Raw genomic sequence first — 12,964 nt, 5'->3', positions numbered from 1 at the left:
ACAAAGCAATTTTTTAAATTTTGAAAATTGAAAATCCCCTTTCAATCATTATCAATACTCATTAAAAAATTTATCTATATTTGATCTCAGCAAATGACAAAAAGCCATAACAACCATGATTTCGGTATATAAACTCAAACCCAGATTTCAGCAGCTGCTCACGCCGGTTCTCTTATTTTTACATAAAAACAAAATTACAGCCAATCAGATTACCATCAGCTCCATCCTGTTATCTGTAATGATCGGAATTTTGTTTTGGAATGCTGATATTTCAAAATGGCTTTTCCTGAGCCTTCCTGTAGGACTTTTAATAAGGATGGCTCTGAATGCATTAGACGGAATGATGGCCCGGAAATTTAACCAGACCAGCAAATTGGGTGAAGTTCTGAATGAAGTGGGAGACATTATTTCCGATGTTATCATATTTTTACCACTGATTAAATTTCAGCCGGAAAGTTTATACCTGGCCGTTATTTTTATTGTTTTAAGTGTTATCAATGAATTTGCAGGGCTGATGGGAAAAGTAGTCGGGAAAGAACGCCGGTATGACGGGCCGATGGGAAAAAGCGACAGAGCCCTTATTTTAGGACTGTATGGACTTCTGATTTTCTTTGGCGCAGATATTTCAGGAGTATCTGTTTATATTTTCGGAATCATTATTCTTCTGCTGCTCATCAGTACTTATACCCGTTTAAAGAAATCACTGCATGAAGCCTGAAGAAAATAAATTCGCAGATGTTCCCCTGAGGGTAAAAACATGGATCTACATCATCTTTGTTTTTGCAATCGCCATATCACATCCCTTCGCTACCAATGTTTTCGTTTCATGGATTGGCTTTCAGTGCTTCTTTGAATTTCTGAGACTTTTTAAAATTGAATCACAGCGTTTGCCAACAGCAGTATTTCTGGGTATTTCTCAATTTATCCTGCTTTACTTTTTTAACATCAGCGATTATCTTTTGTACAGCTCCGCTTTGGCTTTTATTATTTTACTCTATTTTATTTTGCTAAAAAAGTCTGCTTTACAAATCTCAGGAGTATTTATAGCTCTTTTAATATGTCTTTTTGTTTTCCCGCATTTATTATTCATTAGAAAAATGAGTTCAGGTTTTAATTCTATTATTTTCTTAGTTGTTGTTACAGAATTGAATGATGTCTTTCAGTACCTGATGGGAAAATTCTTCGGAAAACATAAAATAACCCCTAAAATCAGTCCCAATAAAACACTGGAAGGATTTATCGGAGGGGTATTTCTTACGATTACATTAAGCAATATTCTCGGATTCTTTCTTCTGAAAACAGATTTTTTCATCAATACAATGTTAGGCCTGGTTCTTGGAATTTCCGGGTTCTTTGGTGATGTGCTGATGTCTTATCTGAAAAGAAAAGCAGCAGTAAAAGATACCGGGACGCTTCTTCCCGGACACGGCGGCCTTTTAGACAGGGTGGACAGCCTGATTTTCAATGCTCCTCTTTTCTTCTGGAGCCTTCTCATTCTTATAAAAAATTAAGCCATGGATAAAAAATTTGAAAGCGCTTTACTTTTCTCAGGAGGCGGAACAAGAATGATGATCTACCTCGGAATGTACGCAGCGCTGGAGGAGCTGGACATGAAGCCTGATGTTCTGATCGCTTCATGTGGCGGAGCTTTTGCAGCGGCAGTTATTAATGCTTTTCCCGATCATCTTTCCCGAAAGAACTACCTGAAATCAGAAGAATATTTCCGGTTTGTAACCAATATCGTTTTAACAAAGCATAAAAAACTTTCAAAAATCGGACTTTTCACCCTGAAAAAGATGCTTAACAAAAGAAATGCTCCTTATATTGAAGATGTTTTCAGGCAATTTCTGGTTGAAATGCCTCAGGATCTGTCCACAACTTTCCCCGATTTAAAAAATGTTCCATTTTCAAAAGAAATCCCGACCTTAATTATTGGTTCGGAAATGCTTTTCGCCCCCGAGGAAACCGGGCAGCTCCGGAATAACAGAAAGCTGTACCGGAAAATAATTTTCTCCGATCCGGCAACTGCCGATAAAATTATTCCTGAACAGATGATGATCAGTTCGCCTAACTTAAAAAACAGTGCAGTTACAGAGCTTCCTTCCGTAAAAACAGATGTTACTCTTCTTGAAAGTGTGAGAATTTCTGTCTCCGATATGTTTTATGTAGCCCCGGTTTTTCTTCACGGAAAATATTTTGCAGGAGGAGCTGTGGATCTGATTCCCATTGAACTGGCCAGACATCTCGCAAACGTGGTCATCACAGAAAAAAAACAGCCTTACACCCTGGCAGAAGAAGCATTAGTACGTTCCGTTCTTGGCTTTAGCGGGAATGAACGTCTCTCAGAAATCCAAAGTATGCATCCCGATTTTCAGATTGACACCCTTACCATCAAAGAAGACCTGAAAGGGCACTACCTGAAAAAAAACATTAATTGGAATAAATTTGAAATCGGATTTTCTTTCCCCCCAACATATCAACGGTTTAAGGAAGACATGGAAAAACAATGGCAGTATGGTTTTGATCAGGCGATGAAAAGCATGAGAAGGTAAATTGTATGGTATCATATTTTTTATCGCATGCAGATTGCATGGATTTCTTTGATAAAAACTGGCTTTTTTTCTCATTGAAAGTATAAAACAGACGAAAAATTTGAATCATGATACTTTCCAACATAGATTTAAATTCTTTGATTTGGCAGATACAATTTATTTTTACGTAATATTGAACATCACAAAGCTTATGAATATTTTTATTGCAGGCGGAACTTCCGGTATAGGTTATGCGCTGGCCAGCCACTATCTTTCAAAAGGCCACTATGTAGGGGTTTGCGGGAGAAATCTGTCTAAAATTCCTGAAAATAATGATAAAAACTTAAGATCATTTCAGGCTGATGTTTGTAATCTGAATTCAATCTTATCCACATTGGAGCTCTTTCTTGTGGATAATCGTGATCTTGATATTTTCATCAACTGCGCGGGAAGCTATGCTGAAGATGTTGCCGGAAAGATTTCCTATGAAGAAGCGGAAGAAATGCTGCAAACCAATATTCTGGGGACAGTCAATAGCTTTGAAGCAGCAAGAAAAACGATGAAAGGACAGAGTAAAGGAAGCATTGTGGTTATTGCCTCTGTTTCCGGAATACTAGACTATGAAAACTCAAGCCTTTATACCAAAACAAAACGCTCAGTGATTCAGATTGCTGATGCTTACCGAAGAGCCTTGAAACCTTTTGGAATTTCTGTAACAACTATTGCGCCCGGCTATGTAGATACTGAAAAATTAAGGCAGCTCAATCATCAGGATTTAAGCAAAAAACCTTTTCTTACAGATGTTGACACTGCCGTTTCCGAAATTACCAAAGCGATAGAGAAAAAAGAAAATTTCATTATTTTCCCTTCCAAAATGAAGTGGATGATGAAGTCTTTAGCTGTTCTCCCCTCTTCATTCCTTAATTTAATTATGTTCAGGAAAGCCCAATGGATGAAAAACGATTGAAAATACAGCAAAAATTTTCTGCTTTTATTCTTTGTGCTATTGTTTTCACAGTCGTGTACAATTATACAGCCTGGCTTATTTCAAGACAGAAAACTGTTCCTTCATTTGTTTTTGATTTTGAAAAATATATTCCGTTTCTACCCTGGACAATTATTCCTTATATGACCAGCGGGTTATTTTTCGTTCTGGTGTTTTTCCTCTGTAAAAACAGGGAACAACTTAAAGTTCTGACCAGCCGAGTGCTTTTTGTAACCATTACGGCAGGAATTTGTTTCCTGTTGTTTCCATTGAAATTTTCTTTGGTAAAACCTGAAACAGATCATTTTTTATTGGGTTACTCTTTCCGGTTTTTAGAAACCTTTGATTCTCCTTTTAACCAGGCACCGTCACTGCATATTGCCTATGCATTTATTTTCTGGCCTGTTCTCAGAAGTTTAAAAAGACTGCGGATTTTTTGTATGCTGTGGCTCATTCTGCTGGGACTTTCTACACTGACCACCTATCAGCATCATTGTATTGACATTCTATCAGGAGCTGTTCTTGCCCACCTCAGTTTTGTTCTGTTTCCTTATCGTAAAAATGATTTCAGGTACCGGAATTTTCAGGTGGCCAACTTTTATTTTCTATTCGGATGGATCACAGCCTCGGCAGCACTGCTACTCTACAAAAACTTTGGTTCCACTGGATTGTTGGTACTTTGGCCGTCTCTTATGTCAATCATAATCGGCTATCATTATCAAAAGAGTGCGGCTAATTTTTTAAAAGATAAAAATGGAAGTATTCCTTTCCTGAGAAAAGTCTTTTATGCCCCATATCTTCTGGTATATTGGATATTATGGAGATTTTTCCGAAAAAATAAAAGGCCTTTACTGATTGTTCCCGGTATTTATATTTCTTCAAGACCGGGTCATAACAATCTTCCCTGTTTTACAATCAGCAATCATACCATAATCTACGACCTGGCGGCAGAAATGGAAGAAATTTCCGAATGGAAAAAGCTACCGGATTATCATTCTGTTCCGTTTCTGGATATCGGAACTCCAGATATGAAACGGATCAGAACATTAGTTACTGAGATCACAGAACATTATACAAAGCTTCCTGAAGGCGGACAAATCATCATCCATTGTACGATGGGCTTTACCAGAAGTTCAATAGTAGGAATTCTGGTAATGAAAAATATTTTATCTTTACCTTTAGAGGAAGCAATAACCACCATGAAAACCCTGAATAAGAATGCAGTAATTCATTCTTATCTTCAGGAATTTATGAAAAAATTAAATTATGAACAGCGGACATTTTAAGAGTTTTGACAATAATCCTATTTTCTACCGTGAATGGAATTATCAGCCCGGCCAGAAAAGTATTATTATGATTCACCGGGGGCATGAGCATTCAGAAAGGCTGAATGATATTGCGCAGGCTCCACAATTTTCAAAATACAACATTTTCGCCTTCGATCTCCGCGGGCATGGCCATACGGAAACCAAAACCTCATCTGTTTTTATGGATTATGTGAGGGATCTGGATTCATTTTCCAGATTTATCATGTCAGAATACAGTGTTAACATCTCTGATATATTCGTTGCTGCCAACAGTATCGGAGGGGTAGTTGCTTCAGCCTGGGCCCATGACTTCGCTCCGGCTATTGCTGGAATGGCCCTTCTGGCACCTGCTTTCAGAATCAATCTTATTGTTCCTCTGGCGAATGAAATGATCACACTGGGAACTAAACTAAAAAAAGGGCTGATCATCAAAAGCTATGTAAAGTCTACAATGCTAACCCACGATCCCGTTCAGCAAAATGCCTACGATACAGATCCGCTGATCTCAAGATCTATAGATGCTGAACTTCTTATTGACCTTGCCAAAGCAGGAAAACGTTTGGTAGAAGATGCTGAAGCCATAGATACTCCGACCCTGATTTTAGCTGCAGGAAAAGACCATGTCGTTTTTAATAAAGATCAAAAAATCTTCCTTGACCGGCTGGATACGGACCTGAAACACTATGAAGTCCTGCCCGGATTTTTCCACGGTATTTTATTTGACACCGGAAAAGAAAAAGTCTATGATAAGATTGCTGATTTTGCGGAAAAGTGTTTCAGTAAAGCTCAGAAGCCCGCCTCCCTTTCTCCTGATCCGTTTTCATTAAAAGAATATAACGATCTTAAAAATAATGTAGGCAATACTCTGAACTTTAAGCTCCAGAAAATATCTCTTGGAAAAATCGGAAAAATAAGTAATGGCATGGCCATCGGTCTTACTTATGGGTTCGACTCAGGAGCCTCTCTGGATTACGTTTACCAGAATGAACCCAAGGGAAAGTTCGGTTTTGGCAAAATGATGGATAAAAATTATCTTAATGCCATTGGCTGGAGAGGAATCCGTATCAGGAAACAGCACCTGATCCAGCTTTTGGAAAAAAATATAAAGACCTTACAACAGGAAGGCAGAAAGATTAAAATTCTTGATATTGCCGGCGGAACCGGAAATTATTTATTCGATATCAAAGAAAAATATCCCGATGCTGAAATCGTGATCAATGAATTTGTAAAAAGCAATATTGAGATTGGTGAAAAGAAGATTCGTGAAAAAAACTATCAGAATATCCGTTTTACCAATTTTGACTGCTTTGATCCCGAAACGTATCATAAATTAGAGTTCGAACCGAATATCACTATTATTTCGGGAATACTGGAGCTTTTCGGGGACAATGAAGCGGCTTCCAGGGCAATCCGCGGAGCTGTTTCCATTTCTGAAAAGAATTCTTTCGTTGTTTACACGGGACAGCCATGGCATCCGCAGCTGAAAATGATCGCTTACGTTCTGAACAATCATCAGAATAAAGACTGGATCATGAGAAGACGCTCCCAGAAAGAACTTGACAGGGTTATGGTTTACAACGGGGTACGGAAAGAAAATATGCTGATTGATGATTTCGGAATCTTTACGGTTTCCTCTGGCACAGTTAATTTCTGAATCTTTGCTGAACACTTACAACTAAAAAAATTTAATTTTTGATATCCGTGGAATTCCATAATTCTGCCTGAATACCGTTACATCTGAATAAATTCCAAATAAAAAAAGGTTTTCCAGTAATCTGAAAAACCTTTTTCGTTGTAAGTTGTATGAATTACTGTTTTACCAGCTCAAAATATACGTTTACGTCTACATCTTTGGCAACACCCGCTCCCGTAGGATCATATTTAATGTCATAGTCAAGGCGGTTGATGGTAAATTTAGACTGGATTCCCATGACCTCCTTTCCTTTCTGGTTTTTGGTTATCCCTCCGAATGTTACCGGAACGCTGATATCTTTCACCACTTCTTTAATTTTCAGTTTTCCTTTTAAAATATACCCGTTCTTATCCTTGGTGACGGAAGAACTGAAGAATGTCATTTCCGGATACATTTCACCATCGAAAAAATCCTTGCTTTTAAGATGTTTATCTCTCATTTCCACACCGGTATTAATGGAATTCACCTCAACCGTAAAATTAAAAGAGGCATTATCCAGATTGGCTCCCTCAGTGGATATTTTTCCGCTAAATTTATCAAAACGCCCCTGCACAAAACTGATTCCCATATGTTTGATATTGAAATTAACAGAAGAGTGCATTGGATCCACCACCCATCCGGTCTGGGCAAAACCTACAATGCTTAACAACGTAAATACGAAGGATAAAAATACTTTTTTCATTGTAATTATAATTTTACATTAATATTATTGAGTAAAGATAAGATATAAAAGAAATTTACAGCTTGATCTATGTTAGTTTTTATTTTTTGCAGAAGTTATTTTAGAAAAAACAAAATCAAAAAGAAAGATGATAAGAAACACAACGATTGAATTTACATACAGCAACAGATCAATAAGACTGTCATCAGTACGTTGGGTAAAATAAACCAATGGATTTACCCGGGACCACAAAAGCATCACCAGATAAAGAATTTCAAACAGAACGGCCACTTTCCAGACTGCACCATAACTTCTTTTAAAAATCAGGATGGTTGCAAAGCTTATTCCACTGATGATAAGACCTCCTACAAATACGGCAAAACCGTGTAACGTATGGCTTGAAGGCGGCATTCCTATCAGCTTCACCGACTCACCAACGAGCCCTGCATTCAGAAAGGTCATGATTCCTAAAATAAGAATGCTTTTCAGTAAGACATTTTTCATTCCTGAAAATTAGTTAAAAATTCAAAATCAAAATTCATTTTCTTTACCTTCGCAGTATGGCAAAACTAAAAACAGCATATTTCTGTCAAAACTGCGGAACCCAATATTCCCAATGGATGGGGCAGTGTAAAAACTGCGGGCAGTGGAATACCCTGGTGGAAGAAGTCGTTGAAAAAACGTCGCCTAAAACTCCGCCTTTCTCAAAATCAAAGCAGCACGTCATCAACATTATTGAAGTTGAAACCAGTGAAGAACCCAGAATAAAAACACCTTCCGAAGAACTGAACCGTGTTTTGGGCGGCGGAATTGTTTTAGGTTCTGTGACCCTGATCGGCGGTGAGCCGGGAATCGGGAAATCTACGCTTCTTCTGCAGCTTGCTTTGAAAATGAAGAAGAAAATCTTCTATGTTTCCGGAGAGGAAAGTGCTTCCCAGATTAAAATGAGGGCAGACAGGCTAACAGATCTTCAGAACCCAAACTGCTTTCTTTTTACAGAAACATCCCTGGAAAAAATTCTCCATGAAGCCAAAAAGCTCGAACCGGATTTTATGATTATTGACTCTATACAAACTCTTCAGTCCCAGCTCATTGAAAGCTCCCCGGGTACTGTTTCCCAAATCCGGGAATGTTCCAATGAGATCATTAAGTTTGCCAAAGAAAACAATACTCCGGTTTTCCTGGTAGGTCATATCACGAAAGACGGCCAGATTGCCGGGCCAAAGGTACTGGAACACATGGTAGATGTTGTTCTGAATTTTGATGGTGACAGAAATCATCTCTTCCGACTGCTGAGGGCCAATAAAAACCGTTTTGGATCTACCGCTGAGATCGGAATCTATGAAATGATTTCACAGGGATTGAAGGAAATCAAAAATCCTTCGGAGATTCTTATTACCAAAAAATTTGAAGAGCTTTCCGGGAATTCCGTTGCGGTAACCCTGGAAGGAAACCGGCCGATGCTGCTGGAAATACAGGCTCTGGTAAGTACGGCTGTATATGGCACTCCACAAAGAAGTTCCACCGGATTTGATGCCAAAAGGCTGAATATGCTTCTAGCAGTCCTCGAAAAGCGTGCAGGATTTCAGTTGGGTGCAAAAGATGTATTTTTAAATATAACAGGAGGAATCAAGACAGATGATCCTGCATTAGATCTTGCTGTGGTGGCTTCTATACTTTCGTCCAATGAAGATATTGCCATTTCTGAACACTATTGTTTTGCAGGAGAGATCGGGCTGAGCGGAGAAATCCGTCCTATTGCTCAGGCTGAGCAAAGAATCTCGGAAGCTGAAAAGCTGGGCTATGAAAAAATTTTTGTATCCAACCTCAACAAAATCCCGAAAAGAAAATTCGGAATCAAAATAGAGGAAGTAAGTAAAATTGAAGATTTCCACGAAAGGCTTTTTTAATGTCTGATAAGTATGCTTTCCGAAAACATAGGAAATAAGGTTGATAAAATGCTCCGGATTAGTTATTTTCACAAAAGAAATTAGAATTATGAAAACCAATATCCGGGAATATTATAATAACCTTGCAGATACCTATGACGAAAACCGTTTCGGAAATTCTTACGGGAAGTATATCGACCAGCAGGAAAAGGTATTTTTAAGTTCGTTTTTCCGTCGTACAAAATATTCTAAAATATTGGATCTGGGATGCGGAACAGGCAGACTTCTCGGTTGGGCAACCCACGGCACTGATTTCAGTGAACAGATGCTCCAGATCGCCCGCGAAAAGCATCCCGATAAAATAATTTCTGCAGGAGAAATTTCAAAAATCCCGTTTGACACTTTATTTGATTGTATATTCTGCTTTCATGTGATTATGCACCAGACGAAAGATGAAACCCGGAAATTCCTTGATGAATGCAGCAGAAAGTTAAACAGCGGCGGGATTCTGATTTTTGATTATCCTACCAAAGCCAGAAGAAAAACAGTTTCACCTCAGGAAGACTGGCATGCGGGTAACAGCTTTACACCTTCGGAAATCTCACAGCTGTCAAAAGACGGATGGAGGGTCAAAAGCACTACGGGTATTTTACTTTTCCCTGTGCACAGGATTCCCGGGAGCATCAGAAAGTTTTTCCTTCCTGTTGATATTCTGCTCTGCCGGACTTTTCTGAAACGTTGGGCCTCCTATCATATTGCAGTACTTGAAAAAATATGAAACGGCTGCTAAAGAATATAATCCCTGATCCATGGAAGCTGCGGTTAAAATTATTGCAGCGTTATCTTCATGAAGAGAGGTCCGGACATCGGTATGGGAAAGAATACCGGCAGGAAGATATCGGACCGTACAGCAGGAATTTCCGCCAGAGCATTAAGAAAGGTGAATTCATTGAAAATAAAATTCACAATTTAAAAGTGGTCAGCGGAAAAATTAATAATCTTGTGATTAAACCCAATGAAGTATTGTCTTTCTGGAAACTGATTGGAAAGCCTACTCCGGAAAATAATTTCAAAGAAGGACGGAATCTTATCCGAAACCATATTTCGAGCGGAACGGGCGGCGGAATCTGCCAGTTTTCCTCTATTCTTTATTATGCAGCCCTTCAGTCGGGGTTAAAAATCGTGGAACGATATCCACATTCTATTGACATCTATAAGGAACATGAACGTTTTACACCGCTGGGGTCTGACTGTACTGTGGTTTACGGCTATAAAGACCTGCAGGTACAGAACATTTTTCCGTTTCCTGTTCAGTTTCGGAGCTTTGTTGATAATCAGGAGCTTCATCTTGTTTTAATCTCGCCGGAAAACATTCCTTTGAGCGAAATACAGTTTCAATATACTGAAACAGAAAAAGGTGTATGGGTAGAGACTTTTGCAGACAGTAGACTATTGTTTAAAAATTTTTATATTCGGTTATGAATTATTTAGCGCATTCTTTTCTCACCTTTTCAAACGGCCAGATTGTAGGACAGTTTCTGGAAGATTTCATCCGTAACAGGGATAGATTTTCTTTTCCGAAAGAAATTCAGGACGGCATTACCCTTCACCGGGCCATTGACACTTTCACAGATTCCCACCCTGCTATTCATGAGGCAAAGAAAGCATTTTCCCCTTTGGTAAGGCTTTATGCCGGAGCTTTTGTAGATGTTGCCATGGATTATTTTGTTGCCAATGATCTTACATTACATTCCCTGGAAGGCTGGAAAATGCATTCTCTGAACGTGTACAGAGTTCTCCATGAGCATGAGCAGTGGCTCCCTGAAAATTTCAAAAAAATGCTGGAAAAGATGGAAAAAGATGACTGGCTTTATAATTATCGCGAAGACTGGGGCATTCAGTTCAGCATCCGGAATGTTCTGAACAAAGCCCGATATCTGGAAAAGGATATTCCTGTTTTTGACGCTTTCCTTAAAAACAAATCTTTTCTTCAGCAATGTTATAATGATTTTTTTCCTGATCTGTTCACGCATATCAGGGAAATCAATGCACAACTTCAAATGAACCATGAATAAAAAAACACTTACCTCAAAGCAAGTGTTTTTAGATGATTGTGTTTATTAGAATCTTCGACCTTAAATTCAGTAAAACGGGAACTTTTTTACCTTATTTAAACCTACGAACTAATTTTTTCTTAATCTGTGGTTTTATTTTGTGTCTGATGTTTTTATTTTTATTTGGCCTGTATAAGGCTAAGTTTTACTCATAAGTTCTTATCCCTACTTAATCCAAACGGTATTTATTGTTCAGAATATCGCAGTAAAGAATTTCTTTTTTTACCAGAATTTCTCTGTCTTATTTATTCCGTTCAGGGCCATTTTTTTCTTTTTTCAGATTTTTATGAACTCTTGAAACAAGATTCAGAAATCATCAAATAGGCACAAACAAATATAGCTTTTTTTAAACAAAAAACAAATATTATATAAATTAATAAATTAAAAACAATTTATAACATATAATTAATCAACAAAACAGATTAAAAAATGAAAATAATTCAATAATTTATTTTTGAAAATACAATCCCTTTAAAATTATTAATCAATATTTAGTGATTTAATATTTCAGTAAGAGATTAAAAAGAAGCAGAAAATACCCAAACAGGAGAGTTGCAGATTTAAAAATTAACATCTGATTAAAACTGGCGGTAGAGATAACGGTTAGGATAGGTCAGTTTTTCACTCTCTCTCTTCCCTTGTATAATGATGTGTACAATATTAATCTGATCATCAAATAAATTATACAGGAAACTGACAGCAGCTTCTACTTTTTTAGGAACAGGAACGGTTTCTGATTCTAGGTAAACATTTACGGATTCACTGTCTTCTTCATAGCCCACATAATTGATCTTCAGGAATTTACCATCTCCTTTCAATTTGAAATATTCTGTACAGTATTTCCGGAGAGCATCATTGAGCTTTGTTTTATATTTTTCATCATTAAAATGGAAAGCACCTCCATATTTTTTGCTGAGCCCGTTTTCCAGATCATCAAGAAAGAATCGTCCGGTAATCTCAAAGGTTCTTGATTTTGTGTTGTAATTAATTTCAACTGAACCCACATGATAAGGATGTTTTCCTTTTGCAAAAGAAAACAGGAACACTACAGGGAGCAGGAACAGCCATAAAATCTTCATAAATCCGGACATTTAAAATTTGTTCCGAAATTAATCATTATTTTCGTACGCATTATATTTTTACGTTATGATGCAGGATTTTCTATTTTATTTAAACCTTGGATGGGAACATATTATTTCATTGGATGCTCTGGATCACCAGTTATTTGTTCTGGCTCTGATTGCAGTATATTCCTACAGTGACTGGAAAAAAATTCTGATCCTTGTGACTGCCTTCACAATCGGGCATTCCATAACCCTGGCATTAAGCATTCTGGATATCTTCAGATTTCCATCTGCGTGGGTAGAATTTCTGATCCCACTCACCATTGTCCTGACCTCGCTGGATAACATCATCATGAAAAATAAGAAACAGACCCTGATGCGGGCTAATTATTATCTGGCTCTGATCTTCGGTCTTGTTCACGGGATGGGATTTGCCAACACAGCAAGGGTAATGATTGCCAAAAGCCAGAGCATAGCGGTACCTTTATTAGGATTTAATATTGGTCTGGAACTGGGACAGATTGTTATTGTGGCTGTAATTCTGGTTGTTCTTTTTATTCTTCTTCATATTTTTAAGGTCAACAAAAAAGACTGGATCCTTTTTGTATCCTCCGGAGTATTTGCCCTTTCATTGAAGATGACTTTAGAAAGAATTCCTTTTTAAGCTTTCAATTTCTCATGTAAATATTATTATCTTTGATCATCCTTAAATCAATTCGG

The 12,964-nt window shown here is 37.8% G+C and carries 14 protein-coding genes; 11 read left to right on the top strand and 3 right to left on the bottom strand.

Features of this window, described 5'->3' with window-relative positions:
- Positions 1 to 115: 115 nt before the first annotated feature.
- From AOB46_RS06745 to AOB46_RS06720, 6 genes are all read left to right on the top strand, one after another.
- The gene (locus AOB46_RS06745; RefSeq protein ID WP_062697596.1) at positions 116 to 718 is read left to right on the top strand and encodes a CDP-alcohol phosphatidyltransferase family protein; all 603 of its coding nucleotides are present in this window, start codon (positions 116 to 118) and stop codon (positions 716 to 718) included.
- Positions 708 to 1,511: a phosphatidate cytidylyltransferase gene (locus tag AOB46_RS06740; RefSeq protein WP_062697594.1), complete on the top strand. Its 804-nt coding sequence runs from the start codon at positions 708 to 710 to the stop codon at positions 1,509 to 1,511. The genes AOB46_RS06745 and AOB46_RS06740 overlap by 11 nt, the downstream gene beginning before the upstream one ends.
- A gap of 3 nt (positions 1,512 to 1,514) precedes the next feature.
- Positions 1,515 to 2,552, top strand: coding sequence for a patatin-like phospholipase family protein (locus AOB46_RS06735; RefSeq protein ID WP_062697592.1), 1,038 nt, complete (start codon positions 1,515 to 1,517; stop codon positions 2,550 to 2,552).
- A 190-nt stretch (positions 2,553 to 2,742) separates the two neighbouring features.
- Positions 2,743 to 3,498 (top strand): SDR family NAD(P)-dependent oxidoreductase, encoded by a 756-nt coding sequence (locus AOB46_RS06730; protein WP_062697590.1) that lies wholly within the window; start codon positions 2,743 to 2,745, stop codon positions 3,496 to 3,498.
- Positions 3,495 to 4,802 (top strand): phosphatase PAP2 family protein, encoded by a 1,308-nt coding sequence (locus tag AOB46_RS06725; protein ID WP_157845042.1) that lies wholly within the window; start codon positions 3,495 to 3,497, stop codon positions 4,800 to 4,802. The genes AOB46_RS06730 and AOB46_RS06725 overlap by 4 nt, the downstream gene beginning before the upstream one ends.
- A complete protein-coding gene (locus tag AOB46_RS06720) occupies positions 4,783 to 6,477 on the top strand; it encodes a bifunctional alpha/beta hydrolase/class I SAM-dependent methyltransferase (protein ID WP_062697586.1) in 1,695 nt (564 codons plus the stop codon). Before AOB46_RS06725 ends, AOB46_RS06720 begins: the two co-directional genes overlap by 20 nt.
- A 154-nt stretch (positions 6,478 to 6,631) precedes the next feature.
- Here the strand turns inward: AOB46_RS06720 and AOB46_RS06715 are convergent, their stop codons facing one another.
- Together AOB46_RS06715 and AOB46_RS06710 are read right to left on the bottom strand one after the other, a co-directional pair.
- Complete coding sequence (locus AOB46_RS06715) at positions 6,632 to 7,198, bottom strand: YceI family protein (protein WP_062697584.1); 567 nt, start codon at positions 7,196 to 7,198, stop codon at positions 6,632 to 6,634.
- Between the two features lie 72 nt (positions 7,199 to 7,270).
- The gene (locus AOB46_RS06710; RefSeq protein WP_062697582.1) at positions 7,271 to 7,681 is read right to left on the bottom strand and encodes a hypothetical protein; all 411 of its coding nucleotides are present in this window, start codon (positions 7,679 to 7,681) and stop codon (positions 7,271 to 7,273) included.
- A gap of 56 nt (positions 7,682 to 7,737) precedes the next feature.
- Here AOB46_RS06710 and radA point away from each other — a divergent pair, with 56 nt between their 5' ends.
- The 4 genes from radA to AOB46_RS06690 all read left to right on the top strand — a co-directional run bounded on the left by radA (position 7,738) and on the right by AOB46_RS06690 (position 11,141).
- Positions 7,738 to 9,087, top strand: a complete 1,350-nt coding sequence (radA, locus tag AOB46_RS06705) for a DNA repair protein RadA (RefSeq protein WP_062697580.1) — start codon at positions 7,738 to 7,740, stop codon at positions 9,085 to 9,087.
- A gap of 88 nt (positions 9,088 to 9,175) precedes the next feature.
- Complete coding sequence (locus tag AOB46_RS06700) at positions 9,176 to 9,844, top strand: class I SAM-dependent methyltransferase (RefSeq protein ID WP_241489173.1); 669 nt, start codon at positions 9,176 to 9,178, stop codon at positions 9,842 to 9,844.
- Positions 9,841 to 10,548 (top strand): VanW family protein, encoded by a 708-nt coding sequence (locus AOB46_RS06695; protein ID WP_062697578.1) that lies wholly within the window; start codon positions 9,841 to 9,843, stop codon positions 10,546 to 10,548. The genes AOB46_RS06700 and AOB46_RS06695 overlap by 4 nt, the downstream gene beginning before the upstream one ends.
- Positions 10,545 to 11,141 carry an ACP phosphodiesterase gene (locus AOB46_RS06690; RefSeq protein WP_062697576.1) on the top strand — a complete coding sequence of 199 codons (597 nt, stop codon included), beginning with the start codon at positions 10,545 to 10,547 and terminating at the stop codon, positions 11,139 to 11,141. The genes AOB46_RS06695 and AOB46_RS06690 overlap by 4 nt, the downstream gene beginning before the upstream one ends.
- A 617-nt stretch (positions 11,142 to 11,758) precedes the next feature.
- Here AOB46_RS06690 and AOB46_RS06685 read toward each other — a convergent pair.
- Complete coding sequence (locus AOB46_RS06685; protein ID WP_062697906.1) at positions 11,759 to 12,259, bottom strand: DUF6702 family protein; 501 nt, start codon at positions 12,257 to 12,259, stop codon at positions 11,759 to 11,761.
- 70 nt (positions 12,260 to 12,329) lie between these two features.
- Between AOB46_RS06685 and AOB46_RS06680 the strand changes: the two genes are divergently transcribed.
- On the top strand, positions 12,330 to 12,908 hold the full coding sequence (locus AOB46_RS06680; protein ID WP_062697904.1) for a HupE/UreJ family protein: 579 nt from the start codon (positions 12,330 to 12,332) through the stop codon (positions 12,906 to 12,908).
- The last annotated feature ends 56 nt before the right edge of the window (positions 12,909 to 12,964 follow it).

Source organism: Chryseobacterium indologenes (assembly GCF_001295265.1).
In the GTDB taxonomy this organism is placed as follows: domain Bacteria; phylum Bacteroidota; class Bacteroidia; order Flavobacteriales; family Weeksellaceae; genus Chryseobacterium; species Chryseobacterium indologenes_A.
Note: the sequence above shows the minus strand (reverse complement) of the source record. Positions and strands in the feature narration are given on the sequence as shown.